General features: G+C 67.9%; 22 protein-coding genes. 10 read left to right on the forward strand and 12 right to left on the reverse strand.

All coding sequences use genetic code 11. The annotated features are described in order from the left end of the window. Positions 1-122: 122 nt before the first annotated feature. The 7 genes from ACFFU4_RS08920 to ACFFU4_RS08950 all read right to left on the reverse strand — a co-directional run bounded on the left by ACFFU4_RS08920 (position 123) and on the right by ACFFU4_RS08950 (position 7,285). Positions 123-1,406: a TRAP transporter large permease gene (locus ACFFU4_RS08920; protein WP_377069215.1), complete on the reverse strand. Its 1,284-nt coding sequence runs from the start codon at positions 1,404-1,406 to the stop codon at positions 123-125. Continuing rightward, positions 1,403-1,969, reverse strand: a complete 567-nt coding sequence (locus ACFFU4_RS08925; RefSeq protein ID WP_377069217.1) for a TRAP transporter small permease subunit — start codon at positions 1,967-1,969, stop codon at positions 1,403-1,405. The genes ACFFU4_RS08920 and ACFFU4_RS08925 overlap by 4 nt, the downstream gene beginning before the upstream one ends. A gap of 2 nt (positions 1,970-1,971) precedes the next feature. Then, positions 1,972-3,012 (reverse strand): TRAP transporter substrate-binding protein, encoded by a 1,041-nt coding sequence (locus ACFFU4_RS08930; RefSeq protein ID WP_377069219.1) that lies wholly within the window; start codon positions 3,010-3,012, stop codon positions 1,972-1,974. A 62-nt stretch (positions 3,013-3,074) separates the two neighbouring features. Continuing rightward, a complete protein-coding gene (locus tag ACFFU4_RS08935) occupies positions 3,075-3,896 on the reverse strand; it encodes a putative hydro-lyase (RefSeq protein WP_377069221.1) in 822 nt (273 codons plus the stop codon). Positions 3,897-4,101: 205 nt separating this feature from the next. Further along, positions 4,102-5,013, reverse strand: a complete 912-nt coding sequence (locus ACFFU4_RS08940) for a LysR family transcriptional regulator (RefSeq protein WP_377069223.1) — start codon at positions 5,011-5,013, stop codon at positions 4,102-4,104. A gap of 203 nt (positions 5,014-5,216) precedes the next feature. Beyond that, positions 5,217-5,918 carry a histidine utilization transcriptional repressor HutC gene (gene hutC, locus ACFFU4_RS08945; protein WP_377069225.1) on the reverse strand — a complete coding sequence of 234 codons (702 nt, stop codon included), beginning with the start codon at positions 5,916-5,918 and terminating at the stop codon, positions 5,217-5,219. Next, on the reverse strand, positions 5,915-7,285 hold the full coding sequence (locus tag ACFFU4_RS08950) for a formimidoylglutamate deiminase (RefSeq protein ID WP_377069227.1): 1,371 nt from the start codon (positions 7,283-7,285) through the stop codon (positions 5,915-5,917). Before ACFFU4_RS08950 ends, hutC begins: the two co-directional genes overlap by 4 nt. 72 nt (positions 7,286-7,357) lie before the next feature. Between ACFFU4_RS08950 and hutI the strand changes: the two genes are divergently transcribed. The 5 genes from hutI (at position 7,358) to ACFFU4_RS08975 (ending at position 14,314) form a co-directional block, all read left to right on the forward strand. Beyond that, positions 7,358-8,560: an imidazolonepropionase gene (gene hutI, locus ACFFU4_RS08955; RefSeq protein ID WP_377069229.1), complete on the forward strand. Its 1,203-nt coding sequence runs from the start codon at positions 7,358-7,360 to the stop codon at positions 8,558-8,560. Next, complete coding sequence (gene hutH, locus ACFFU4_RS08960) at positions 8,557-10,083, forward strand: histidine ammonia-lyase (protein WP_377069231.1); 1,527 nt, start codon at positions 8,557-8,559, stop codon at positions 10,081-10,083. Before hutI ends, hutH begins: the two co-directional genes overlap by 4 nt. Next, positions 10,080-10,859 carry an N-formylglutamate deformylase gene (hutG, locus tag ACFFU4_RS08965; protein ID WP_377069233.1) on the forward strand — a complete coding sequence of 260 codons (780 nt, stop codon included), beginning with the start codon at positions 10,080-10,082 and terminating at the stop codon, positions 10,857-10,859. Before hutH ends, hutG begins: the two co-directional genes overlap by 4 nt. Continuing rightward, positions 10,859-12,541 carry a urocanate hydratase gene (gene hutU / locus ACFFU4_RS08970; RefSeq protein ID WP_377069235.1) on the forward strand — a complete coding sequence of 561 codons (1,683 nt, stop codon included), beginning with the start codon at positions 10,859-10,861 and terminating at the stop codon, positions 12,539-12,541. The genes hutG and hutU overlap by 1 nt, the downstream gene beginning before the upstream one ends. Before the next feature lie 135 nt (positions 12,542-12,676). Continuing rightward, positions 12,677-14,314: a Na/Pi cotransporter family protein gene (locus tag ACFFU4_RS08975; protein WP_377069237.1), complete on the forward strand. Its 1,638-nt coding sequence runs from the start codon at positions 12,677-12,679 to the stop codon at positions 14,312-14,314. Positions 14,315-14,496: 182 nt separating this feature from the next. On the opposite strand, the gene ACFFU4_RS08980 is transcribed toward ACFFU4_RS08975, so the two are convergent. The 3 genes from ACFFU4_RS08980 to ACFFU4_RS08990 form a co-directional block, all read right to left on the reverse strand. Further along, positions 14,497-15,306, reverse strand: coding sequence for a hypothetical protein (locus ACFFU4_RS08980; protein WP_377069239.1), 810 nt, complete (start codon positions 15,304-15,306; stop codon positions 14,497-14,499). A gap of 195 nt (positions 15,307-15,501) precedes the next feature. Next, positions 15,502-16,287 (reverse strand): class I SAM-dependent methyltransferase, encoded by a 786-nt coding sequence (locus tag ACFFU4_RS08985; protein WP_377069241.1) that lies wholly within the window; start codon positions 16,285-16,287, stop codon positions 15,502-15,504. Positions 16,288-16,483: 196 nt separating this feature from the next. Continuing rightward, complete coding sequence (locus ACFFU4_RS08990) at positions 16,484-18,502, reverse strand: hypothetical protein (protein ID WP_377069243.1); 2,019 nt, start codon at positions 18,500-18,502, stop codon at positions 16,484-16,486. 97 nt (positions 18,503-18,599) lie between these two features. Between ACFFU4_RS08990 and ACFFU4_RS08995 the strand changes: the two genes are divergently transcribed. Genes ACFFU4_RS08995 through ACFFU4_RS09015 form a run of 5 tightly spaced genes read left to right on the forward strand, consistent with a single transcriptional unit; the run spans position 18,600 to position 24,056 of the window. Then, a complete protein-coding gene (locus tag ACFFU4_RS08995; protein ID WP_377069245.1) occupies positions 18,600-20,450 on the forward strand; it encodes a hypothetical protein in 1,851 nt (616 codons plus the stop codon). Then, positions 20,447-21,493, forward strand: a complete 1,047-nt coding sequence (locus ACFFU4_RS09000; protein ID WP_377069247.1) for a glycosyltransferase family 2 protein — start codon at positions 20,447-20,449, stop codon at positions 21,491-21,493. The genes ACFFU4_RS08995 and ACFFU4_RS09000 overlap by 4 nt, the downstream gene beginning before the upstream one ends. 32 nt (positions 21,494-21,525) lie before the next feature. Beyond that, the gene (locus tag ACFFU4_RS09005; protein ID WP_377069249.1) at positions 21,526-22,239 is read left to right on the forward strand and encodes a class I SAM-dependent methyltransferase; all 714 of its coding nucleotides are present in this window, start codon (positions 21,526-21,528) and stop codon (positions 22,237-22,239) included. A gap of 24 nt (positions 22,240-22,263) precedes the next feature. Further along, positions 22,264-23,067, forward strand: a complete 804-nt coding sequence (locus ACFFU4_RS09010) for a hypothetical protein (protein ID WP_377069251.1) — start codon at positions 22,264-22,266, stop codon at positions 23,065-23,067. A 20-nt stretch (positions 23,068-23,087) separates the two neighbouring features. Next, the gene (locus tag ACFFU4_RS09015; RefSeq protein WP_377069253.1) at positions 23,088-24,056 is read left to right on the forward strand and encodes a glycosyltransferase family 2 protein; all 969 of its coding nucleotides are present in this window, start codon (positions 23,088-23,090) and stop codon (positions 24,054-24,056) included. A gap of 3 nt (positions 24,057-24,059) precedes the next feature. On the opposite strand, the gene ACFFU4_RS09020 is transcribed toward ACFFU4_RS09015, so the two are convergent. Together ACFFU4_RS09020 and ACFFU4_RS09025 are read right to left on the reverse strand one after the other, a co-directional pair. Next, positions 24,060-24,656: a hypothetical protein gene (locus ACFFU4_RS09020; protein WP_377069255.1), complete on the reverse strand. Its 597-nt coding sequence runs from the start codon at positions 24,654-24,656 to the stop codon at positions 24,060-24,062. A 2-nt stretch (positions 24,657-24,658) separates the two neighbouring features. Then, complete coding sequence (locus ACFFU4_RS09025) at positions 24,659-25,441, reverse strand: FkbM family methyltransferase (protein ID WP_377069257.1); 783 nt, start codon at positions 25,439-25,441, stop codon at positions 24,659-24,661. Positions 25,442-25,446 lie beyond the last annotated feature (5 nt).

Consider the following 25,446-nt stretch of genomic DNA (forward strand, 5'->3'; position numbering starts at 1 on the left):
TGCCTTGCCGCTTAGAGCAGATCGCGTTCATTCGCATTCACGCGATTTGCTCTCCTGTTTGATAGCGCATGTTCGAGAAGCTCAAAACCGGTTCCCACTTTTGAGCAACATGCGCCAGTGGTCTACTGCACCGCGTTCGGCAAAAACAGGGCGATCTGCGGAAAGGCGATGAGCAGCCCCGCCATCGCCAGCATGGTGAGCGCATAGGGCGCCGCGCCCACCATTACCTCGGACATGCGCCCGCCCTGCCGCGCGCCCTGCACCACGTAGAGGTTGAGGCCCACCGGGGGCGTGATGAGCGCCATCTCTATCAGCACGATCATCAGGATGCCGAACCAGATCGGGTCGAACCCCTGCGCGACGACGAGCGGCACGACGATGGGGATGGTGACCACCATGAGCGACAAGGTCTCGATGAAGAAGCCGAGCACGATATAGATGCCGACGATGACGAAGATCGTGCCCATCGGCGAGAGGCCGAGATTGCCGAGCATCGTCTGCAATTCATTGCCCAGACCGGCGGCGGCGAGGGTGAAGTTCAGGAAAGATGCGCCGATCACCACCAGCATGATCATCGCGGTGATCTTGACGGTGCCGAGGAGGCTTTGGCCCAGCACGTCGCGGTTGAGGGTGCCGAAGAGCGCGGCAATGAGCAGCGCACCGGCGACGCCGACCGAAGCCGCCTCGGTCGGCGTCGCCCAGCCCTTGTAGATCGAGCCGATGATCGCGGCGAAGAGCAGGATGATCGGGATGAGCTGCACCAGCGCGCGCAGCATCTGCGCCAGCGGAAAGACGCGCCGCGTGCCGCCCAGCGACGGGCGCAGCAGGCACAGGATCACCGTCACCGCCATGAAGGCGAGCGCGAGGCCGACGCCGGGGACAAGCCCCGCGAGGAACAGCTTGGGGATCGAGCTTTGGGTGAGGAAGCCGTAGACGATGAGGTTGATCGAGGGCGGGATCATGATGCCCAGCGTGCCGCCCGCCGCGATCGCGCCGGAAAAGAGGCGCGGGTCGTAGCCCAGCTTTTCCGCCTGCGGCATGGCGACGGTGGCGACGGTCGCGGCTGTGGCGACGGAACTGCCGGAGGTCGCCGAGAACATCGTCGCCGTGGCCACGTTGGCGTGGACGAGGCCGCCGGGCAGCCAGCTTACCCAGCGGTCGAGCGCCGCGTAGGTGCGCGTGGCGATGCCGGAGCGCACGAGGATTTCGCCCAGCAGGACGAAGAACGGGATGGCGATTAGGGTGGGGTTGTTGGAGGTGGACCACACGAGGTTGCCGAGGCCGCGCATCAGCGGGAACGGGGTAAAGAAGATGTCGAGCCCGAAGCCCAGCAAAAAGAGCACGATGCCGACGGGAATCGACAGGCTCAGCAGGCCCAGAAGGCCAAAGGTCGCGTAGGCGATCATTGCGGGCTCTCCCCTTCGCCGACCACGCCGATGGCGCGGTCGGCGGTGTCGAAGCGGCCCTGCACCACCAGCACGAGCGCGGCGAGGAAGGTGAGCCAGGCCATCAGCGCGAACCAGACCCAGCCCGCAAACCACGGCATCTGCACCAGCGCGAGCGGCGTCTCGAGCGGCGTGTTGGCGCGCGAAGCATTGGCGAGCGAGCGCTCGACCACGGGCCAGGCGCGGATCGCCACCAGGCTCACCGTGCCCGCCAGCACCAGCGCCGCGAAAAGGTCGAACGCCGCGCGCAGCCCCGCGCCGCCGCGCGTGCGCAGGATGTCTATGCGGACATGGCCCAGTTCCGTCAGCGCGTAGCCCATGCCCCAGGCGGTTGCGATCGCCATGACATAACCGCTGATCTCGTCGGTGCCGCCGAAGGAGGCGTGGACCCGGCGCAGCGCGATATCCGACAGCACCAGCGCGGCGCAGGCCAGCAGGCCCGCGCCCACCAGCACCGCGACCGTGCGGTTGAGCGCGCGCAGCGCGCCGAGAAGGGCCTCCGCCCGGTCCGCTGCGCCGGTCATACTCAGTTCACCCCGGGGATGGTGACGCCGACGGTTTCGCCGACGCTCGCGTTCCAGCGCCGCGCCCAGTCGTCACCGGCGCGCTCGGCCCAGTCGGGCAGCACGGTATTGACCAGCACCTCGCGGGCGCGGGCGAAATCGGCGTCGGAGACCTCGACCAGGGTCATGTCGCGGGCCTCGCCCGAGGGGCAGTCGCCGTTGCCGGTAAGGCAGGCGATATCGTTCACGAGCGCGTCCTGCGCGGTGGCCCAGGCGGGGTCTTCGAAATTTGCCTCGATCTGCGTCTCGATCAGCGATTGCGTCTCGGCATCGAGACTGTTCCACCGGTCGAGGTTCATCGCCGTCACCACGCTGTCCCAGCCACCGAGCGGAATGGGCAGCAGGTGGGTGGAGACCTCCCACCAGCCCGCGGAATAGCCCGAGCCCGCGCCAGTGACGGCGCAATCCACCACGCCGTTTTGCAGCGCGCCGGGCACCTCGCCAAAGCTCACGTTGATGCCCTCGGCGCCCAGTGCTTCGAGGAATTGCGCGGTCATGCGGCCCGAGGCGCGGACCTTTAGCCCTTCAAGATCAGACAGTTGCGTCACGGGCGCGTTGCAGAACACCACCTGCGGCGGGTAGGGCGCGATGGCGAGGACGTGGGAATTGAAGCGGTCGTGGAAGATGTCCTGCACCATCGGGCGGGCGGCATCGACCATCGCGCGGGCCTCATCCGCCGTCAGCGCCACGAGCGGCACGTCGAGCCCTTCAAGCTCTGGCGCGTCGGCCACGGCGTAATCGGCCACGGTCATGCCCACGTCATAGACGCCCTGCCCCAGCAGGCGGAACACGTCGCCGACGCCGAGATTCATCTGGTTGTGGGTGGTCAGCGACACGCTGATTTCGCCATCCGATGCTTCGGGCAGCGTCCCGGTCCAGAACGGGGCCTCGTATTGCTTGTGCAGGGGCAGGCTCGACCAGCTTCCGACCACGGACAGCTCCTGCGCCGCGAGCGGCGTGGCGAGAATCGTGGTGGTGGCGGCGAGAATTGCGGTGAATTTCATGGGTCTTTCTCCTTGTCGGTTTGGTGTCGGTATTGCGTCGGTATTCCGTCGGGTCTTTCGGGTCATGCGGCCTGCGGTGCCAGCACCGGCACTTCGGCCGCTTCGGGGATGTCGGCGATCAGCATGTGGCCGGGACGGTGGGTGATGCAGAGCGGCGGCGCGGCGGCCTCGATCGCCACTTGCGGCGTCACCCCGCAGGCCCAGAACACCGGCACATGACCGCCCGGCAGCGGCGCGGGATCGCCCCAGTCGGGGCGGGCGATATCGGCGATGCCGATCGCCGCCGGGTCGCCCGCATGCACGGGCGCGCCATGCGCCAGCGGGTAGCGGCGCGAGAGCGCCACGGCCTCGTCCACGCGGCCCTCGGGCAGGGCGCGCATGCTGACGACCATATGCGCGGCGAACGGACCGGCGGGGACGCAGGGGATGGATGTGCGGAACATCGGAACGGTGGTGTCGTTCCCGACATGCCAAAGCGGGATACCCGCCTGCATCAGCGCGTGCTCGAAGGTAAACGAACAGCCCAGCGCGAAGGCGACCATGTCGTCGGTCCAGAGGTCCGCGATATCGGTCGTCGTGCCGTCGAGCCGCCCGTGGCGATAGATGTTGTAGGCGGGCACGTCGCTGCGGATGTCGAGATCGCGGCCAAGGGTGTGCATCATCGGATCGCCGGTGTCCGACACGCCCACCAGCGGGCACGGCTTGGGGTTGCGCTGGCAGAAGCGCATGAAATCGAGCGCCTGCGCCTCGGGCAGGATCACCAGATTGGCCTGCAGATAGCCGCGCCCCAGCCCCGCCGTGTGCCCGGTATAGCGCCCGGCGCGGATCGCGGCGCGGACCTCTGGCAGGTCGGCTTGTCTCAGTCGGTCGAAATCGGCGGTCACGGGCGGTCCTCAGCTGTGTGGTGTCCACGGTGACCGGGCTTGTGTATAAAATCAAATCGATAAAATTTGTCAGTACTGATATAATTTCATTATCATCATGCCGTCTTGCATCGCCCAGAACAGGAAAGAGGGCAGCGCCTGCCGGGGCGCAGGCAGGCGCAGGCAGGCGGTGCCGCCGGGCGGGACATACCGGAACGGGCGCGCATCACCCCGGGGTGCCGCCCCCCTCGTTGTCCCGATACGCCTGCGCCACCTCGCGCGCCGCGTTTGCGGCGAACTCGATGATGTGGCTGCGCGGCTCGGCGAGCCATGAGGCGGTGAAGCGCAGCGGCGGCGGCACCCAGCCGGGGTCGAACTCGCGGATGCGCCCCGCCGCCACGTATTCCGCCCCCAGCGCGCGCGGCAGGGCGGCGATGCCGAGATCGGCCTCGACCAGCCGGAAACAGGCCGACAGCGACGAGGAGGGAAAGATCGAAACGTCGGGCCCGACATGCTCGTAGAGCAGTTCGCGCAGTTCCCGATAGGGCCGGGTGTTGCGCGCATAGGTCAGCACCGGGCGCGCGAGATACGCCGCCGGATCGGGCCGATCGGGGGCGGAGGCGGCGGCATACCAGGCGAGGTCGAAGCCCGGCAGTTCGATATTCTCGACCGTGTATTCGGAAATCGGGCCGAGCAGGATCGCGAGGTCGATCTCGCGGCCCAGCAGGCGCTCGCGCAGGTCGAGCGAGATATCCACGTTGAACTCGATCTCCAGCCGGGGAAACCGGCGGTGCAGGCGGGCGATGAGATCGGGCAGCCAGCATTGCGCGATGGTCTCTGACACGCCGATCCGCAGATGCCGCTCCAGCGCCTCGGGGTCGATCACGTCCTTCTCGATCATCTCCTGCAATCGCTCGAACTTTTCAGCATAGACCAGCAGCCGCTCGCCCAGCCGGGTGAGGTTCATGCCGCCCGCCGCGCGCTCGAAGAGGGTGCCGTGAAGACTGTCCTCAAGGTTGCGGATGCGGGCGGTGACGGCGGGCTGCGTGAGGTTGAGGCTGACGGCGGCGCGGCGCACGCCACCGGTACGCACCACGGCGAGGAAGGTGTGCAAATGAGCGAGGTTGAGCGGCGGCATGCGTGATCCTGTGGGGGCAATCCTGGTGTTCGGTATCCGGCACAGCGTATCCGATTCTCGGAGGAAGCGTGGGGCGATCATGATCCGGGGCGGACGGTCGCCACCCATCCCGCGCGGAACAAGGCGCGCTTGCGCGCCGCCGCGCGATTGTCGAAAGTCAGCAACAGGCCACGACCGGCCCGCATACATTCACTCCTCACTCTTCAGGTGCCGGTCGTCAGTGCGTAGCCCGGCGGGGCCAGCGCGGTGACACAGGTGATGGGGGCGAGTCCCAGAAAGGTGCAACGCTCGATCACGAAGAGCGCGGCGCCGTCCTGCGTGCCCAGCAGACCGGCCTGTTCGGGGGTGGCGTTGGCAGCGGAGAAGCGCAGCGTATAGCGGCTGTAGGGGCGGTGCGCGAGGAGCCATTCATTGGCGCTCTCGGCGGTCAGATCGACATGCGCGATCTCGGGCACGGTGACGAGGTTGATCCAGCGGTCCTCGTACATGAACGGCCGCCGGTCGGCGAGGTGCAGCGCCTGCGCGCGCAGCATCCGCTGAGGCGCGGGCAGGCCCATCGCGGCGGCGACCGAATGGGGGGTCTCCGCGATCTCGCGCGCAACAAGCTGGTAGCCATAGGCACGGCCCGTGGCCTCGACCTCCTCGCGCGCGACGGGGATGTCGAAGGTGGCGCGGGTGACGGGGCGCGCCAGCACCCGCGTGCCGCCCTTGCGCTTGCGCTCGACCAGCCCCTCGTCGGCCAGCGCGCGCATGGCGCGCTGCACGGTGGTGCGCGCACAGCCCAGCTCGCCTGCCAGGTCGGCGTCGCGCGGCAGGCGCGCGCCGGGCGGGTAGGTGCCGCTGAGGATGCGCCCGTGGATGACCTCGCGCAGCGCGCGCCAGCCGGTGATCTGCGGGGCGCTCATGCCCCGGCCTCCAGCGCGGTCATGGCGGCGCGGAAGCGGGTGCAAATCGCGTCGCGCCGGACGTGGCGGCCCTGCTGCACGACGTGGCGACCGCCGCTCCAGACATCGGTGACGCAGGCAGCGCCGTGGCCGCCGAAGATCGCCGTGTCGAGCGCGGTGTCGCCGCGCCGGTTGCAGAGCCATTCGTTGTCCGTGTCGAGCGCCAGCATGTCGGCCCGGGCACCCGGCGCGATCCGCCCGGCATCGCGCCCGCCCGCCTGCGCGCCGCCCGCGAGCGCCATGTCGAATAGCCTGCGCCCGGTGGAGGTGCCTTGGGTGGCAAGCGCGGCGCGGCTGCGGTCGCGCAGGCGTTGCGAGTATTCCAGCGTGCGCAACTCCTCGAAGAGGGCGATGTGGACGTTCGAATCCGAGCCGATACCGGCGCGTCCCCCGGCGTGCAGGTGGCGCACCCCGTCGAAGATGCCGTCGCCGAGGTTCGATTCGGTGATCGGGCAGAGCCCGGCGACCGCGCCGGTGGCGGCGAGGCGGGTGGTCTCCTGCGCCGTCATCTGCGTGCAGTGGATGAGGCACCAGCGCGCGTCCACGTCGTGATGGTCGAGCAGCCAGGTGACGGGGCGCGCGCCGCTATGGGCCTCGACCTCTTCGACCTCGGCCACCTGCTCGGCCAGGTGCATGTGAACCGGGCCACCTCCGGCGAGCGCCAGCGCGGCGGCCATGCCCGCCCCGTCCACCGCGCGAAGGGAATGGGGGGCCACGCCGATACGGTCATCGGCGTGGCCGTGCCGGGCGAGGTGCCGCGCCGCCCCCGCGTGGAGCCGGGCGAAGGCATCGGGCGTGTTGCCGAAGCGGCGCTGCCCGTCGCCGAGGGGCCGCGCGTCGCAGCCGCCCCATTGGTAGAGCACCGGCAGCAGCGTGAGGCCGATCCCCGCCTCTTGCGCCGCCGCGACGATCCGCGCCGACATCTCGGCCGGGTCGGCGTGGGGCTGCCCCGTGGCGGTATGGTGGAGGTAGTGAAACTCGGCCACCGCGCCATAGCCCGCTTCGAGCATCTCCATGAATACCATCGCCGCGATCGCCTCCACCCGGTCGGGATCGAGCCGGTCGAGGAAATGGTACATCTGCCGCCGCCAGGTCCAGAACGTATCCGCCGGGTCGGGGCCGCGCGCCTCGGTCAGCCCGGCGATCGCGCGTTGAAAGGCGTGGCTGTGCAGGTTGAGCGGCGCGGGCAGGAGCAGGTCGGCATGGGTGGCGGCGCGGGCGGTCATTGGGGCCACGGACACGATTCGCCCGTCCTCGCCGATGCGGATGTCCATGTCGGCCTGCCAGCCCCCCGGCATAAGAACCTGATCTGCCGTGATAATTTGCATGGCGCGACTCCGTTGACAAATTAAGTGCATACATATTACTGTTAAACGCATTGATAATCAAGGACAGGTGTCATGCCCGAACCGCTGCTGCTCACCGATCTGCGCGCCGCCACGATGCTGCCCGGCGGGGCGGCCTATGGCGTGATCGGGGACGCCGCCATCGCCATCGAGGACGGCGCGATCCGCTGGGTGGGGGCGGCGCGCGATGTGCCCGGCGATCTGGCCGACTGGCCCCGCCGGGGCCTTGGCGGGCGGCTGGTGACGCCCGCGCTGATCGACTGTCACACCCATATCGTGCATGGCGGCGACCGCGCCCGCGAATTCGAGATGCGGCTGGAGGGCGCGAGCTATGAAGAGATCGCGCGCGCCGGGGGCGGCATCGTCTCGACGGTGAGCGCCACGCGCGCGGCGGATGAGGCGACGTTGCTCAAGGATGCGCTGTCCCGGGTCGATGCGCTCATTGCCGAAGGGGTGGGCTGCATCGAGATCAAGTCGGGCTATGGGCTTGATCTTGAAACGGAATTGCGGATGCTGCGCGTGGCGCGGCGGATCGGGGAGGTACGGCCCGTGACCGTGGTTACAAGCTTTCTGGGGGCGCATGCGGTGCCCGCCGGAGAGGATGCCGACCGCTATATCGACGAGGTTTGCCTGCCCGCGCTGGAGGCGGCGCATGCCGAGGGGCTGGTGGATGCGGTGGACGGGTTCTGCGAGGGGATCGCCTTTGATACAGCGCAGATCGCGCGGGTGTTCGATCGCGCGGCGGCGCTTGGTCTTCCGGTCAAGCTCCATGCCGAACAACTCAGCCATATGGGCGGCACCGCGCTCGCCGCGCGCTACGGTGCGCGCTCAGTTGATCATGTGGAATATGCGAGCGCGGCGGATGCCCGTGCGCTCGCCGATGCCGGGTCGGTCGCCGTGCTCTTGCCCGGCGCGTTCTATACCCTGCGCGAGACGCAAGCGCCCCCCGTTCAGGCGTTCCGCGAGGCGGGCGTGCCTATGGCGGTGGCCACCGATCTCAACCCCGGATCGTCGCCGCTCGGCTCGCTTCTGCTGGCGATGAACATGGCCTGCACCCTCTTTCGCCTGACCCCGGAAGAGGCGCTCGCCGGCGTCACGCGCCACGCCGCGCGGGCCTTGGGCCTGCGCGACCGGGGCGAGATCCGCGCCGGGCTGCGCGCCGATCTGGCGGTGTGGAACGTGGAGACGCCTGCGGAACTCTCATACCGGATCGGCACCAACCCCCTGCACACCCGCATCGTCGGAGGACAATCGTGACCGAGACGCTCATCCCCGGAGCCACCCCGCTGGCACAACTGGAAACGCTGTGGCGCGAGGGGCGCGCGGCGCGGCTCGACCCCTCGGCCCAGGGCGGGATCGACCGCGCGGCGGCGCTGGTCGAACGGGCGGCGGATGGCGACGCGGCGGTTTACGGCGTCAATACCGGCTTTGGCAAGCTCGCCTCGGTCAAGATCGAGGCCAAGGACACCGCGCAATTGCAGCGCAACCTGATCCTGTCCCATTGCTGCGGCGTGGGCGAGGCGCTGGACGCGGCCACCACGCGGCTGATGATGGCGCTGAAGCTTTTGTCATTGGGGCGCGGCGCCTCGGGCGTGCGGTGGGAGATCTGCGCGCTGATCGAGGACATGCTGGCCGCCGATGTCGTACCGGTCATTCCGGCGCAGGGGTCGGTGGGCGCGTCGGGCGATCTGGCCCCGCTGGCGCATATGGCCGCTGTGATGATCGGCGAGGGCGAGGCGGTATTCGAGAGCGAGACGCTGCCGGGCGGCGAGGCGCTGGCGCGCGCGGGGCTGTCGCCCGTCGTGCTCGGCCCCAAGGAGGGGCTGGCGCTGATCAACGGCACGCAGTTTTCCACCGCCTGCGCATTGGGTGGCCTCTTCGAGACCATAACCCTCTTGCGCGGGGCGGTGGTGACCTCGGCGCTCTCGACCGACGCGATCATGGGCTCCACCGCGCCGCTGCACCCGATGATCCACGACCTGCGCGGACATCAGGGGCAGATCGACGTGGCCGCCGCGATGGCCGCGCTGATGGCGGGCAGCGTCATCCGCGAGAGCCACCGCGAGGGCGACACCCGCGTGCAGGACCCCTATTGCATCCGTTGTCAGCCGCAGGTGACGGGTGCTGCGCTCGACCTCATCCGCTGGGCCGCGCGCACGCTGGAGGTCGAGGCGAATGCCGTGACCGACAATCCGCTGGTGCTGGTCGAGGATGGCGCGATCCTGTCGGGCGGAAATTTCCATGCCGAACCGGTGGGGTTTGCCGCCGATACGCTGGCGATGGCGATTTCCGAGGTGGGGGCCATCGCGCAGCGGCGGGTGGCGCTGATGGTCGATCCGACGCTGTCGTTCGATCTGCCGCCGTTCCTCACGCCCGATCCGGGGCGGAACTCGGGGCTGATGATCGCCGAGGTGACGACGGCGGCGTTGATGAGCGAAAACAAGCACCTGGCGCATCCCTGCACCATCGACAGCACGCCCACCTCGGCCAATCAGGAGGATCATGTGAGCATGGCGGCGCACGCCGCCTATCGCCTGCGGCGGATGACGCGAAACCTGTCGGTGATCCTCGGCGTCGAGGCGATCTGCGCGGCGCAGGGCATCGAGGCGCGTGCGCCGCTGGAGACCTCTGGGCCGTTGCGGGATGCGGTGGCGCGGCTGCGGGGGGTGGTGCCGAGCCTCGGGACAGATCGTTACATGGCCCCCGATCTGGAGGCGGCCGCCGCCCTCCTGCGCGGGGGCACGCTGGTGCGGGCGGCAGGGCTGGAGCTGGCGCTATGATCGAGGTGGTGCAGGGGAATGGGCCGCTGGTGCTGGGCTTTCCGCATACGGGCACGTATGTTCCGCCAGAGATCGCAGCGCGGCTGAATGCGACGGGCCGCACGCTGGCCGATACCGATTGGCATGTCGAGCGGCTGTATGACGGGCTGGTCGGGGACGTGACGACGGTGCGCACGCCGGTGCATCGCTACGTGATCGACGTGAACCGCGCGCCCGACGGCGAAAGCCTCTATCCCGGGCAGAACACCACCGGTTTGATTCCGTTGACGAATTTCGATGGTGATCCGATCTGGCATGAGAAGGAAACGCCCGACGCGGCGGAGGTGGAGGCGCGGCGTGTGGCGTATCACGCACCCTATCATGCCGCGCTGACTACGGAGATGGAACGCGTGCGGGCGCGGCACGGGTTTGCCGTACTCTACGATTGCCATTCCATACGCTCGCGTATCCCTTACCTGTTTGATGGCGTTCTGCCCGATCTGAACATCGGCACCAATGGCGGTGCGACCTGCGCGCCGGGGATCGAGACGTCGGTGCAGGATGCCTGCGCGGCGAGCGGATACACCACCGTCACCAATGGCCGCTTCAAGGGCGGCTGGACGACGCGCCATTACGGGCGGCCCGATGAAGGGCTGCACGCGATACAGATGGAATTGGCGCAATCCACCTATCTCGCCGCCGAGGTGCCGCCCTGGACCTATGACGACGCGCGCGCGACGCGCCTGCGCGCCACGCTGCGCGCCATCCTTGATACCCTGTCGGACTGGAGACCGTGATGACCGATCCCCGCAAGAACACCCGCGATATCTATCCCCCCACCGGCCCGGAGCTGAACGCCAAGAGCTGGCAGACCGAGGCACCGCTACGGATGCTGATGAACAACCTGCATCCCGACGTGGCCGAGAACCCGCACGAGCTGGTGGTCTATGGCGGCATCGGGCGGGCGGCGCGGACCTGGGCGGATTTCGATTGGATCGTCGAGAGCCTCAAGGATCTGGAGGCGGACGAAACGCTGGTGGTGCAGTCGGGCAAGCCGATTGCCATCGTCAAGACGCATACGGACGCGCCCCGCGTGCTGATCGCCAATTCCAACCTCGTGCCGCATTGGGCCACCTGGGACCATTTCAGCGAACTGGACCGCAAGGGGCTGATGATGTACGGCCAGATGACCGCCGGATCATGGATCTATATCGGCTCACAGGGGATCGTGCAGGGCACCTACGAGACCTTTGCCGAGGCCGGGCGGCAGCATTACGACGGCGACCTGACGGGCAAGTGGATCCTGACCGGGGGGCTTGGCGGTATGGGCGGTGCGCAGCCGCTGGCCGCCGTGATGGCCGGGGCGTGCTGTCTGGCGGTGGAGTGCAACCCCGACAGCATAGATTTCCGCCTGCGCACGCGATATGTGGACGAGCGGACCGACAGCCTCGACGAGGCGCTCGCCATGATCGAGCGCTGGACCAAGGCGGGTGAGGCGAAATCGGTGGGGCTTCTGGGCAATGCCGCCGATATCTTTCCCGAGATTTACCGGCGCGGCATCCGGCCCGATATCGTCACCGACCAGACCAGCGCGCATGATCCCGTCAACGGCTACCTGCCGCAGGGCTGGAGCATGGCGGAGTGGCGCGAGAAGCGCGAGAACGACCCCAAGGCGGTGGAACGCGCGGCGCGGGCGAGCATGAAAACCCATGTCGCGGCGATGGTGGATTTCTGGAATGCGGGCGTGCCGACGCTCGATTACGGTAACAACATCCGGCAGGTGGCGCTGGATGAGGGGCTGGAGAACGCCTTTGCCTTTCCCGGCTTCGTGCCCGCCTATATCCGGCCGCTGTTCTGCCGGGGGATCGGTCCATTCCGGTGGTGCGCGCTGTCGGGCGACCCGGAGGATATCTACCGCACCGACGCCAAGATGAAAGAGCTGTTCCCCGACAACACCAAGCTGCACAACTGGCTCGACATGGCGCGCGAACGGATCAGTTTTCAAGGGCTGCCCGCGCGGATCTGCTGGATCGGGCTGGGCGACCGGCATCGCGCCGGGCTGGCGTTCAACGAGATGGTGGCAAAGGGCGAGTTGACGGCGCCGGTGGTGATCGGGCGCGATCATCTGGACAGCGGCTCGGTCGCGAGCCCCAACCGCGAGACCGAGGCGATGAAGGATGGCAGCGACGCGGTGAGCGACTGGCCGTTGCTGAATGCGCTGGTCAACACCGCCTCGGGCGCGACATGGGTCAGCCTGCATCACGGCGGCGGCGTTGGCATGGGATTTTCGCAGCACGCGGGCGTGGTGATCTGCGCCGATGGCACGCCCGAGGCCGCCAAACGGCTGGAGCGGGTGCTGTGGAACGACCCGGCGAGCGGTGTCTGGCGGCACGCGGACGCGGGCTATGACGAGGCGCTCGATTGCGCGCGCGACCACGGGCTGCGCCTGCCGCGTATCCTCGGGCAAGGTTTGTCATAAATCTGTCACATCGCCGTTACATTACCCTGATGTGCGTGCAATGCCGATTGCATCCGGCGGCGGCAGGGAGCAGGTTATGCCTCCGCGCAAATCAACGCGACATGGAAGATCGCTTTGGACAGCCCCAGCCTCACCATGTTCTTTCTTCAGATTGCAGGGGCGGCAGCGCTGCTGATCTGGTCGGTGCGTCTGGTGCGCACCGGGGTCGAGCGCGCCTTTGCGGCGCGGTTGCGCCTCTGGCTGCGCCGGTCGGGGCAGAGCCGTCTGCTCGCGGCCATGACGGGGGGCGGTTGCGCGATGGCGCTGCAAAGCTCGACCGCCGTGGCCATCCTCGTGGCCAATTTCGTCGCGGCGGGGGCGGTGCCGGCGGCGGCGGGGCTGGCGATGGTGCTCGGTGCCGATCTTGGCTCGGCGCTGGTGGCCAAGCTGCTGATGGTGCGGGTATCGTGGCTGGTGCCGGTGCTGTTGCTCGCAGGCGTGGTGCTGTTCCTGCGCGGGCGGCAGAAGCGGGTGCGCCAGAGCGGGCGCATCCTGGTCGGGCTGGGGCTGATCTTCGTCTCGCTCGACATGCTGCGGATGGCGACCGAGCCGCTGCTCGACAGCGCGGCGGCGGGCGCGGCGATGCAGTATCTGGCGCGCGACACGCTCACCGCTTTCGTGATCGGGGCAATTTTCGCCTGGCTGGTGCACTCCTCGGTGGCCGCCGTGCTGCTCTTCACGACGCTGGTGGCGCAGGGGCTGATGCCGCTCGCGGCGGCGCTGGCGCTCATCCTGGGGGCCAATATGGGCGGGGCGGCGATCGCGGTGGTGCTGACGCTGGCGGCACAGCCCGAGGCGCGGCACGTGGCCATGGCCAACCTGGTGCTGCGGGGCGGGGCGGCGGCGCTGGTGCTGGCGGTACTGACGGCGACGCAGCCGCCCCTCGACTGGCTGGGCGCGGCACCGGTCGCGCAGGCGATCAACCTGCATATCGCGTTCAATCTCGGGCTCATGCTGGTCTGCCTGCCGCTGGTGACGCTGGCCGACCGGCTGGCGCGGCACCTCGTCCCGCAGGGTGCGCCGTCGGGGCTGGTGCACATGACAGCGCTGGATCCCGCCGCGCTCGATGCGCCGGACCGGGCGCTCTCGTGCGCCACGCGCGAGGTGATCCGCATCGGCGAAACCGTGGAGGCGATGCTGCGCCCGGTGCCGAAGCTCTTTGAGCAGTGGGACGAGGCCGGGGCGCAGGCGGTGAGCGACAGCGCCGAGAGCGTGCGCAAGCGCCATCTCGACACCAAGCTCTATCTCGCGCAGCTCAACCGCGCGGGTCTTGATGCCGAGCGGAGCCAGCGCGCGATGGACCTGTCGGGCATCGCCGCACATTTCGAGGCCGCGAGCGACACCATCGCCACCTCGATGCTGGGGCTGGCGCGGCGGCTGCAACACGAGGGCGTGCATTTCTCGCGGCCCGGATGGGAAGAGATATGCGATTTCCACGACAGGGTGCTGGCCAACGCGCAGCAGGCGCTGGCGCTGATGATGTCGCAGCATCCCGACGACGCGCGCGACCTGGTGGCCGAGAAGGACACGATCCGCGATATCGAGGCGCGCCTGCAACGCGCCCATCTGGGGCGGCTTCGCGAGGGGCTGACCGAAAGCATCGAGACCAGCAACATCCACCAGGAGACGCTGCGCGCGCTCAAGCAGGTCAACACCGCGTTTACCATGGTGGCGTATCCGATCCTGACCGAGACGGGCGACCTGTTGTCGAGCCGCATGTCGAGCCGCGCCTGAGCGCAATTGTGTCAGCCCCACGCTGGGCGTGGGACAGGAGAGACGGCGGAGGGCGGGAGAGGCCCCGGGACAGAGAGGCCACGCCGCGCGCCATGGCCGGTTCCCACAAGCGTGGCAGGACCGCGATGCACGGACTATGCGCGGCCGGCGTTGCCGGGGACGCGCGGAAACAAGCGCCCCGGTCAGGAAAAGGCGTCCGGCGTCGCCATCACGAGACGCCGGACCTGCCGCTTGGCGGGCTCCCGCAAATCCGACCTGTTAAGCGAAATCATGAATTTCAGGGCACCGGGCGACAGGCTTTCATTTCGCCGCGGCGGGATCACCAGTTTCGCGATACTGTCCTCCGGTACATTCGCAAACCTGAGCAATTCCATGCCCGGCGCTGCACCGCCTTTCATTTCGTCCTCAAGGGAAATGAATGTCACGGGTGCCCGGCTTGCCGCGGACAAACGCGCATGGATCGCATCCCAATCCTTGTCAAAGGTTATCGCCTCTTCCCAGGGGCCGAATTCCTGCGCGCATTGCCCCGATTTCACGCTCTGATTATGCCAGCTTTGCAGCCATTTTTCCATATCCCTCGTGTAAAAGACGAACTCGGATCGCGCCGGGTGCGCCGCCGTTTCGATGGCATCGAGCAGATGCTCCAGATTGTCGATAAAACCGGCCGCGTGATCGAAAACGCACAGCGTTTCATCCGATACGATCGCCGTGCCTTTTCCATCGGTCACGGTCCGGTTCACGATATCCTTCACCTTCGCATCAAAGACCGCACGGCTGGCTTCGTTTCGCGCGCGCAGATACGCCTGCGACGCACGGCGCAATTCCAATGTGTGCACATGCTTCGGGAAAAGCGAAACATGCTCCCCGAGGATCGTCATGTTGCGGCGCATGAGCAATTGGGCAAAGGTCGTCGCGGTTTTGAAAAATCCGCAATGCCAAATGATCCGCGGAGTGCCGGAGCCTGCTGAATCGCTGATATGGTGCGGCGTCATTCCGAATCTCCCTGCGCCCTGCGTTAGAATCCCGTCCCGTCCCGGATAGTGTCATCTTTCATCGCACTGCCCCGTCTGATCCCGGCGGCGGATTCGAAACCCGATCCACCAGCACAATGATCCCGAACGCGGGCGTGCCCCCCGTTTGGAAACCCCGCGCGCTGTCCCGATATCCGCCGTCATCCGGGACCGCCGCTACTTGTCAATGCGCAAGGCGGGCAAGGACGTTTCGGGGCAGGTGGAAACGGTTGCACCATAATCCCGCTTCATGTCCCCGATGAAGGCAACCACCTGAGCCTCGTTCTCCGGCGTTTTCGGGATAGCGGGATTCAGCACCAGACCGACCGACCGGCGCGCGATACGCAGCAATTCATCGACGATATCGTACCACATGGCCACCGGGCCATAGGCGTCGATCGCCTGATAGACCAGAACGATGTCACGGCTTTCGTCCGCGAATTCATAAGGCAGGCTGCGGCCATCGAAGAACCGGCAATTCAACCCCAGAAACTTGTGAAGTTCCGCGTAAGAATGGCCCATCGGATTGATCTTGTTCGCGTCGAAATAATCACAAATCTCGACCTTGTGGCCATATTGGCCCAAAACATCCGCGGTACCGCAACCGCCGGCTGACAGATCAATGATCTCCACAGGCTCGCCATCGGAAAGCAATTCGGGAAACAGCACATGCGTTCGCGCCAGCTCGCGCAAACCGTTCAGGGCTCTGTATTGATATTTCAGCGGAATACGCGCCCGACACCGATCCAGAACGCCCAGCGCATAGGGAGACATGATTTTTGCCGGAACCTCGACCCCGCTCTCGTCGAGCCATTTCGACAAACGGGCCGTCCGGCGCAACCAGATGCGTTGCCGTCCGGTCGGAAATCTCCGTTTTGCCACGCGTGGCGACTTTTCCGCAGCCTCGCGATACAGGCTGGTTTCGAGCCTGATGTAATTCCTTGCAAGGGAAATCGCTTTCACACCTCATACTCCGCAGCCCACATTCCCCGAATGGCGGCTCGCCCGGCGGCAGGGTCACCCGATCCCTTGATCCGTTCAAGCGTTTTTCGGCCCCCGGGCATCAGTCCTGGCCGGCCCGGCGACGGGACCGCGCCCGGCCGGGGCATGACCACGCGCCACCCCGGTCCGTTTGCCGCCGGTCCCTGACATTCCCGGCTCATGCGGATTTTTGCAGCAGCCGCGCGCGGCGGTTGCCATAGCGTTGCTGGTTGGGGGCGATGTCGGCGGCGCGGTCGAAGGCGGCCACCGCCGCCGCCTCGTCGCCCGCATCGCGGCACAGGTCGGCGAGGCGGCTGTGCAATTCGGCGGTGCTGTCGTCCATCGCGCTCGCGCGCTGCATCGCGGCGCGCGCGGCCTCCGCATCGCCCGCATCCAGGTGAATCCGTCCCGTCAGATAATGCCAGAAGGCGTGGTCGGGGGCCAGCGCGCGGCAGGCGTCCATCTCTCGCAGCGCGCCCGCGTGATCTCCGCCAAGCGACAGGATTTCCGCCTGCCGCTTGGCGATGAGCGGGGCGTCGGGGCTGGCCTCCCGCGCCTCGGAATTGCGCGCGAGGGCCGCCTCGATCCGCCCCATCCGGGCATCGAGCAGGGCGCAGAAACTGTCCGGCAGCGTGCCGGGGGCAAAGCGCGGGTCGGTCTCGATCCGGTCGCGCAGGGCGCGCAGGTCTCGGGGGCTGTTCAGGAGCCGCGCCACCTTGCCGTCGATGGCGAAATCCGGCCATTCGATGGCGATGGTCGAGAGGTCCGCCGCCCGCCTGCGCAGGATGCGCGCCTGCTGTACGAGGATGTTGGTCTGTTGGTAGCGGATCGGCAGCATCAGGAGCGTGTCACGGTCGAACGGCAGCACCGCGCCGGGGCGCAGCCGACGCCGCTTGATCATGAAGGTGCCGATCACGGTGACATCGGGCAGCATCGGTTTTTGCCAGAACGCCCGCAGGAAGGAGCGCCGCGCCCCGTGCCGCCGCCCGAGCGCGCCGAGGATATGCGCCTCGACGGCGAGCGCGGTGACGGTATTTTCCTGCCATTGGTTGGGATGGGCGAGGGCGGTGCGGACGTGGGCGCGGGCCTCCTCCCAGCGGCTCAGGTAGATGCCGCCGATCGCCTGCATCAGCGGCAGGAACGCGTTGTCGGCCCCGGCGGCAAGGATCGCCTCGCCGATCTCCCACGCGGCCTCGTCGCGGCCCGACTCCTGCAACCGGCGGGCCAGCTTGACATAGACATGCGCCGCCTCGCTCGGGGTGATGAAGGCGTCGATGCCGGTTTGAAACCGTTCCAGCAGGCGCTCGTAGGCGGCCTCGCGCTCGGGCACGCTCATCACCTCGTGAAAGCATTTGCGCTCTTGCCCGCTCAGGCGTGCAGCGGCGCGGCTGAAGGCGCTGATCGGCGGGGCGACGATCTCGGAGGCGCGGGACATGGCGTAAAGTTCGAGGAAATCGCGCTGCACCGGCTTGCAGACGGAGAGGTCCACGAGGTCGTCGATGCGCGCGACCTTGGGGTGCGCGGCGGTGAAGCGGGCGATGCTCTCGGGCTGATCGGAAAACACCAGCGCGCCGGCATCCGCGTTCTTCTCCAGATAGGCGGAATAAAGCTCGTCCGGCTCGATCTTGGCGGGCCATTCCTTGTGCTTCCACGGCTCTTCGTTGAGGATATCGCCGCGGCGGATGTGATAGGCGATGGTGCGCCCGCCCTGCCCCGCCATCGCCGCCTCGACCGCCGCCATCTGCCGCGCCACCACCGGGTTGAAGCCGATGCGCGAGATGAAGCCGCGAAACCGGCTGCGCAGGTCGGTGCCGTCTTCCCACGGGAATTCCACGATCTCGAAGCCTTCGTCGAGCAGGACGTGCCCGCCACCCGCCAGATGCGTGGTGAGGCGATCCGGGCTGCTGTCCCTGAGGAAGGACCGCAGCGGCTTGGTCTGCGCGTCGAGCGCCTCGAAATCGGCGTTGTCGATAAAATGCCGGGCGATGAAATCGGGTGCGAAGAGATCACCGGGCGTGTCGAGCTTGGGCGCCATCGCCCCGCGCGGGAACCAGTTGATGCGGAAATCGGTGGCGTAATCCTCGGCCAGGCGGATGCTGTTGAGCATCATCAGCAGGCGCGCGCCAAGCTGATCCTTGCGCAAACCGATGAACAGGCCGCGGCCCGGATCGGCAGCATTGTCGGGAGCATTCGACATAAAACAACCTTTTCCCGTTGTGGAAAAGTCTATACACTCAATGGAAACAGTCGCAAGCGCTCCCGCTGCCGGGCAGTGGCGAAGGAGTAAACGGTTCATGCCAGCAGGGTCCGGCCTATTGCTGAGCACCTCTCTGGTGCGCCCCACCTCCGCCTTCGTCGAATGGCTGGCCTGGCACCGGATGATGGGCGCGCATCTCGTCAACGTGCTGATCGACCGCAGGCAGGCCGCCGCCCACCCGCTGCTGAGCGCGCTGGAGACGGCGGGGCTGGTGCGGATCGTGCCGGTGGGCGTCGATCCCGACATGAAGGAAGAGCCGCACAATTCCGCCCTGCGCGCCGGCGCGATAGAGGGTGAGGAGAGCGGCGGCCATGGTCTTTTCCTCGGACCGGACGAGTATTTCCGCATCCACAGCACGGCCCGGACCATCGCCTCGCTGATGCGCGGCGCCGGGGGCGCGGACGTGATGTCGGTGCCGGTCTGCGAGGGCGGGACCGGCGGGCACGAGCACCACGCGCCGGGGCCCGTGCTGCACATGACGCGGCCGGTGGCGGTGCCGGGGGCGGGCGCTGCGCTGCGCAGCGTGGTGCGGTTGGGCCTCTTTTCGTCGCGCACCCCCGAGGTGCCGGTGGGGCCGGTGGCGGGGGACGCACCGGTCAGGTGGACCGATGGCAGCGGCACGCCCCTGCCCGCGCCGCAGAGCCGGGTGGCCTGGGCACGGGCGGGCCACGCCCCCGGCATGGCGCGCGCCTCGGTCCTGCGCATCGCCGCACCGGCTTCGGAAACGCTGCTGCTGCGGGCGCAGCACCTGCCGCCCAAGCAACGGCCCGGCTCCGAGGCGCTGCTGGCCCGTCTTGCCGATCTGGCGGCGATCGAGGGGCCGGAGCACGCACTGGGCGCGCGCGCCGCCGCGCTCGGCGCGCAGATCGCCGAACTGATGGCCCTGCCCGGCGTGGCCGAGGCGCAGGCCGCAATCGAGGCCGGGGAGCGCGAGACGCTCAAGCAGATTCTACCCGCTGCGGAGCCCGCCATTCTACCCGCGGCGGAGGCCCCCGCCCGCGAAGCCGGGGCCACGGACGAGGACGCGCCCGCGCCCGATCCGGCGCTGCCCGAATGGTTCGCCGAAATCCATACCGGCGGCGACCGGCAGGGCTTTTACACGCGGCTGGAGCATCATGCCGTGATGTGCATCCGCCGCGATCCCGCGCGGCTTGTCGTGACCTTCGACAACCTGTCGAACGTCAATGACCTGTCCCCGGGGCGCGAGCCCTGGGCCTATCGCTTCGTGCGCGAGAACGGCGCATCGCACCTGTCTGTGATGGCGCGGCGCAAGGACTGGTACCGCTGCCCGCAGCTCATCGCGTATCTGGAAAAGCTGAGCGGGGACGGCCTCTTCGCGGAATTCGGGCAGATCTGGCTCACCGGCACGTCGATGGGCGGCTTTGCGGCGCTGGCCTTTGCCTCGCTCGCCCCCGGTGCCACGGTCATCGCCTTCAACCCGCAGACCACGCTCGACGAGACGCTGGTGCCGTGGGAGGAACGCTTTGGCATGGGGCGGGCGCGCGACTGGTCGCTGCCCTATTCCGATGCCGCCTTCGAGATCGACGAGGTGGCGCGGGCATTCGTGCTTTACGACCCGTTCTTCGCCCCCGACCGCCGCCATGTCGAACGGCTGGAGGGCGACAACGTCACGCCGCTCAAGACATGGTGCTCGGGGCATTTCTCGCCGGTGTTCCTGCGACGGGCGAACCTGCTCAAGCCGGTGATGCAGCACGCGCTCGACGGCACGCTGACGCCGGCGGTGTTCTACCGGCTCTACCGCGACCGCCGCCTGCTGCCGTGGTATCGCAAGGCGTTGCAGGCCAACCTTCAGGAGCGCGGGCACGAGCGGCTCGCGCGGATCGTCAGCCCCGCCTTCCAAAAGCTCAGACGCGAGGCCGCCGAATGACCGCAGCGCAGGACTTCGCCGCCGCCCTGCCCGCGCCCGCGCCGGGCGGCAGCCACGTCATCATGACCACGATGAAGAACGAGGGGCCGTTCATCCTCGAATGGGTGGCCTATAACCTCGCCATCGGCTTTACCGGCTTCGTCATCTTCACCAACGATTGCGAGGACGGCACCGACCTCATCGCCGACCGGCTGACCGAGCTGGGCTATGCCAGCCACCGGCCCAACGATGTCTCGGACGGCTCGCCGCCGCAGCACAAGGCGCTGCGCCGCGCCACCGCGCATCCGTGGGTGCGCGGGGCGGAGTGGCTGATGTGCCTCGACGTGGACGAGTTCATCAACCTGCGCGGCGGGCTCACGACCGTGCCGGATATGATCGCCGCGATGGGCGATTGCGACGCGGTGTCGTTCGCGTGGAAGCTGTTCGGCTGTGGCGGGGTGGAGGGCTACGAGGATCGCCCGGTGACCGGGCAGTTCACCCTCGCCGATATCGAGGACGATCCCGCCAACGGCCGCGCCACCGGCTTCAAGACCCTGTTCCGCAACAACGGCCTGTTTCGCAAGTACAACCCCCACCGCCCCAAGGGCGTGCCCGAGGGGCGCGAGGCGGATGTGCGCTGGTCAGATTGCGGTGGCAACCTGCGCCCGATGGATCAGGTGGGCTGGCGCGCCTGGCCCGGCTTCAGCCACCGCTATGCGCGGCTGCACCATTACTCGGTGCGCTCCATCGACAGTTTCCTGGTCAAGCGCGACCGCGGGCGCACCAACCACATCGCCCGCGAGCAGACCGAGCATTACTGGTCCGACATGAACGTCAACCGCGCCGAAGATCGCAGCATCGCGCCCCATGCCGCGCGGATGCGCCCGATCCTCGACGCGCTGCGCGCCGATCCGGTGCTGGGCGTGCTGCACGCCGAGGCCTGCGACTGGCACCGCGCGAAGATCGCCGAGTTGCGCGCCCGCCCCGGCTGGGACGAGTTCCGCGACTGGCTGCGGCGCAACAGCATAGAGACACGCGGCGAGATCACGCAGCGCGATTACTGACGGCAGGCAGGCGCAAAGGACAAGAGCAGACCATGGACAACAGCCTGAAAGACGACACCTACGACGACCTGATCCACTCGCAGGCGTGGCGCGACAAGCTGGCCGACCTCAACGAGACCATCGCCGACAGCCTCCGGCGGCAGGACGAGCCGGTCAGGATGAACGGCAACCTGTTCTATCGCCACAAGCAGGTGGATTTCTTCACGCACCCGTTCGTGCCGGATTTCGAGCCCAAGCGCCGCAATTTCGTGACGCTGGCGCGCCGCTCGACGAAGCTGTTCGAGATCGGGGTCAACGGCGGCCACAGCATGCTTCTGGCGCTGATGGCCAATCCCGACCTGCGCTGCGTCGGTGTCGATGTCTGCGCGCAGCTCGACCCGAGCTGGGCGCGCGTCGATATCTACGTGCCCGCCGCGTTCGCATGGCTCGGGGCCAATTTTCCGGGGCGGGTCGAGACGATCACCGGCAACTCGCTGGTCATCGCCCCGCAATACGCGCTCGACCATCCCGATGCCGGGATCGATTTCCTGCATCTCGACGGGGCCAAGGACACGCACCTGCGCGAGGTGCTGGCCCTGCGCGACGCGATGCGGCCCGGGGCGTTCGTCGTGCACGACGATTCCAACGCGCGCCCCGTCAGGCGCTCGGAGCGGCAGTTGCGCCGGATCAGGATCACCGAGGCGTTCGACCTTGACGAGGCCGGGCTGATCGAAAATCGCTGGCACACGGTGCGGCGGCTGGTCTAGGCAGCGGCGAAAGAGGGCTTTGACATGACACTTGCCACCATCGCCATGTTCTGGGATGGCCCGCCGCCCGGCTTTATCGAGCGGCTGTGCGTGCAATCCTTCGTCGATGCGGGCCACCCGGTCGTGATGTTCTCCTACCGGCCGGTCGAGGGGCTGCCCGCCGGTGTCGAGACGGCCCCCGCCTCCGATATCCTGCCCCACCCCGACACCATGATCCGGCATCAGCGCACCGGCAGCCCCGCGCCCTACAGCGACAAGTTCCGCTACCACCTGCTGACGCGGCATGACGGCATCATCTGGTCGGACACGGATGCGTATTGCCTGCGCCCGTTCGAGCCGAAGGACGGCTATTTCTTCGGTCGTGAGAGCGACGACGTGGTCGCCAACGGGGTGCTGGCGATGCCCGCGTCCTCGCCGACGCTGAAATCCCTCATTGACTTTTGCAACGACGAATACGCCGTTCCCGTCTGGATGGGAAAGCGGCATCTTGCCGGGATCGAGCGCCGCGCCGCCGCCGGCGATCCGATGCACGTATCGGAAATGCCCTGGGGGGTTTGGGGGCCGCGGGCGCTGTCGCACTTCCTGCAACAACACGACGAGTTCCGCCATGCCCTGCCGCCGCATGTGCTCTACCCGGTGTCATTCGGCGACCGGCAGATCTATTTCCGCGATGCGGCGAAGACGTGGCGATGCGTGCGCGAGGATACGGTGTCGATCCATTTCTACGGGCGGCGTTGCCGGCGGCGGCTGGAGTTGCGCCATGACGGCGTGCCGCCGCCGGGCTCGATCCTCGCAGAGCTGGCCGAGCGCCACGGCGTGACGGCCTGAGAACGGCAGGGGAGAGGCGCATGAGCCGGTTCGTCATTGTCACGCCGATGAAGAACGAGGGGCCGTTCATCCTCGAATGGGTGGCGCACAACCTCGCCATCGGGGCGGACGTGATCGCGGTCTTCTCCAACGATTGCACCGACGGTTCGGACGCGCTTCTCGACCGGCTGGACGCGATGGGCAAGGTCCGCCATTTCGACAACTCCTCGCCCCGCCCTGCCCCGCAGCGCCGCGCCTACCGCCGGTTCCTGGCAATGGATCTCGCCGGGCACGACGACTGGGTCATCCCGGTCGACGCGGACGAGTTCATCAACGTGCACACCGGCGATCACAGCCTGCGCGCGCTCACCGGGGCCGTGCCCGAGGCGCGGACCCTGTCGATGACGTGGCGGCTCTTCGGCAATGCCGGGGTGGTGACCTACGAGGACGGGTTCCTCACCGATCAGTTCACCCGTGCCGCCGCCGACATGACCCGCCGTCCGCCGCAGGCCTGGGGGCTCAAGACCATGTTCCACCGGGGGCTCTGGGGGCATATCGGCGTGCACCGGCCCAAGCGGCCTACGGTCGAGAGCTTCGAGGCGTTGCACTGGGTCAACGGCTCGGGCCGGCCCATGCCCGGGCGCTACATGGAAGGAAGCTGGCGTTCGGGGCCGGATTCGGTGGGCTATGAGCTGGTGCAGCTCAATCACTACGCGCTCAAGTCCTGCGAATCCTACCTGGTCAAGAAGGCGCGCGGCCGCGCGCATCACGGCGGCGAGGCGCTGGGGCTGGAGTACTGGCAGAAGATGAACCAGACCCGCATCGAGGACCGCAGCATCGACGCCATCCGCCCGGCCAAGGCGGCGATCCACGACGAACTGCTGTCGGACCCCGAGTTGCGCCGCCTGCACGCGGCGTGCTGTGCCCGCCACCGCGAGATGATCGCCGGCCTGCGCGCCCGCCCCGATTTCGATGCCCTGATGCAGGCCCTCCTGCCCGCCGCCGTCTGAGCCTCAGAACGCGTTGGTAAAGGCACCGACGATCTGCGTCAGCGCCTCGCGCGGCAGGGCGCGCTTGCCCAGCACGAATTTCGCCATGCGCCCGCGCATCCCGACCGGCTCGGCAAAGCGTTCCACCGCGTGATAGCGCGGCCTGTCGCCGTAATCGTCGAACAGCACCACGGTCTTGCGGGTAGAGCGCAGCATCACCGCGTAGAAACACGCCTCGCGAAAGCGGCCATCGATCAGCACGGTGTCGGGGGCGATGAAATCGGGCCGGTCCCAGATCTCGAGCGGGTAACGGTGGTAGCGCCGATAGCCCGAATGATCCACCGGGCGGCCCCATTTGCCGGTCTTGCCGATGGATGTGTGGTGCAGATGCACCGGCGAGGCGGTGCCCGCCTGATCGAGATACGCCTGCAGGTCGCGCGTCCACTGCCTGTCGCTCTCCACCGAAAACACCGTCTTGCCCGGCATTTCCGAGGCCAGCACCGTCGAGCCGCCGCTGCCGTATTCGAGGATGACGCGGGCCGCGGCGTAGGTCTCGCGCACGAGGTCCGCCACCTCGGGCGAGAACGTGAGCTCCGGTTTCCTGATGGACGCCCGATCCATTGTCATGCCTTCCCTTCGGTGCCGCCGCGCCACCGCCGTGGCAGCGCCAGCGCGGGCTTGCCCGGATTGTGCCGCCGGTCCAGCGGGTGCGGCAGCGCGGTGGCGGGGCGCAGCCCCGTGGCCCGGTCGCGGCGCAGGAGCGTCGCCTCGACCACGCGGGGGATCGTCTCGCCGTCGATCTCGACGCCGCCCGACACGTTGTTGGGATGCAGGTGGACGGTCACGAAATCCTTCCGCAGCGTCTCCATGGCGGCCAGCGCGGGGCGCATGAAACGCGGCTTGGTCAGGACCGAGGGCAGGTGGTGCCACTCGATCACGATCATACGGAACCGGCGCAGAAGGTCGCGCGGGGCGGCGGCGAGCGTGGCGTATTCCGCCCCCTCGATATCCATCTGCAACAGCAGGTCGGCCCCCGGATCGGGATCGGTCGCGGCCACCCACGAGGCAAGCGTCATGACGTCCCCCTCGTCCCTGTCGCCAAGGAATTTCGCCACGAACCGCGCGCCCGGCACGTCGAGCGGCGGATGCGCGACCGAGGCATCGGCCATGAACGAGGGGATGCCGCGCTTGGCCATGTCCATCTCGAAGCTCGCCTGTTCCGAGACACCGGGCGAATAGCAGGCGGCGATCCCGCGCAGGTCGTCCGGCACCAGATAGCCGCCATCGCCGAAATCGCCCAGCCGGATGAGCGGGGTGTCGGTGTCTTGCGGGGTCAGGACGGCGTCGATCGTTGCCGCCGCCTTGCTGTCGGCCACGGTGCGGGGGGCTGTCGCGTTGGCGGGCATGGTAC

Origin of the sequence: Roseovarius ramblicola (genome assembly GCF_042430665.1) — a bacterium.
GTDB classification, from domain to species: domain Bacteria; phylum Pseudomonadota; class Alphaproteobacteria; order Rhodobacterales; family Rhodobacteraceae; genus Roseovarius; species Roseovarius ramblicola.

Excerpts from the sequence above, each read along its gene's own strand:
- ACFFU4_RS09020 (WP_377069255.1), bottom strand. The coding sequence starts at position 24,656 with ATGGATCGGGCGTCCATCAGGAAACCGGAGCTCACGTTCTCGCCCGAG.
- ACFFU4_RS09015 (WP_377069253.1), top strand. The coding sequence starts at position 23,088 with ATGAGCCGGTTCGTCATTGTCACGCCGATGAAGAACGAGGGGCCGTTC.
- hutI (WP_377069229.1), top strand. The coding sequence starts at position 7,358 with ATGCCCGAACCGCTGCTGCTCACCGATCTGCGCGCCGCCACGATGCTG.
- ACFFU4_RS08925 (WP_377069217.1), bottom strand. The coding sequence starts at position 1,969 with ATGACCGGCGCAGCGGACCGGGCGGAGGCCCTTCTCGGCGCGCTGCGC.
- ACFFU4_RS09010 (WP_377069251.1), top strand. The coding sequence starts at position 22,264 with ATGACACTTGCCACCATCGCCATGTTCTGGGATGGCCCGCCGCCCGGC.
- ACFFU4_RS08975 (WP_377069237.1), top strand. The coding sequence starts at position 12,677 with ATGTTCTTTCTTCAGATTGCAGGGGCGGCAGCGCTGCTGATCTGGTCG.
- ACFFU4_RS08940 (WP_377069223.1), bottom strand. The coding sequence starts at position 5,013 with ATGCCGCCGCTCAACCTCGCTCATTTGCACACCTTCCTCGCCGTGGTG.
- hutU (WP_377069235.1), top strand. The coding sequence starts at position 10,859 with ATGACCGATCCCCGCAAGAACACCCGCGATATCTATCCCCCCACCGGC.
- ACFFU4_RS08950 (WP_377069227.1), bottom strand. The coding sequence starts at position 7,285 with ATGCAAATTATCACGGCAGATCAGGTTCTTATGCCGGGGGGCTGGCAG.
- ACFFU4_RS09025 (WP_377069257.1), bottom strand. The coding sequence starts at position 25,441 with ATGCCCGCCAACGCGACAGCCCCCCGCACCGTGGCCGACAGCAAGGCG.
- ACFFU4_RS08990 (WP_377069243.1), bottom strand. The coding sequence starts at position 18,502 with ATGTCGAATGCTCCCGACAATGCTGCCGATCCGGGCCGCGGCCTGTTC.
- ACFFU4_RS08980 (WP_377069239.1), bottom strand. The coding sequence starts at position 15,306 with ATGACGCCGCACCATATCAGCGATTCAGCAGGCTCCGGCACTCCGCGG.
- ACFFU4_RS08995 (WP_377069245.1), top strand. The coding sequence starts at position 18,600 with ATGCCAGCAGGGTCCGGCCTATTGCTGAGCACCTCTCTGGTGCGCCCC.
- ACFFU4_RS09005 (WP_377069249.1), top strand. The coding sequence starts at position 21,526 with ATGGACAACAGCCTGAAAGACGACACCTACGACGACCTGATCCACTCG.
- ACFFU4_RS09000 (WP_377069247.1), top strand. The coding sequence starts at position 20,447 with ATGACCGCAGCGCAGGACTTCGCCGCCGCCCTGCCCGCGCCCGCGCCG.
- hutG (WP_377069233.1), top strand. The coding sequence starts at position 10,080 with ATGATCGAGGTGGTGCAGGGGAATGGGCCGCTGGTGCTGGGCTTTCCG.
- hutC (WP_377069225.1), bottom strand. The coding sequence starts at position 5,918 with ATGAGCGCCCCGCAGATCACCGGCTGGCGCGCGCTGCGCGAGGTCATC.
- ACFFU4_RS08930 (WP_377069219.1), bottom strand. The coding sequence starts at position 3,012 with ATGAAATTCACCGCAATTCTCGCCGCCACCACCACGATTCTCGCCACG.
- ACFFU4_RS08920 (WP_377069215.1), bottom strand. The coding sequence starts at position 1,406 with ATGATCGCCTACGCGACCTTTGGCCTTCTGGGCCTGCTGAGCCTGTCG.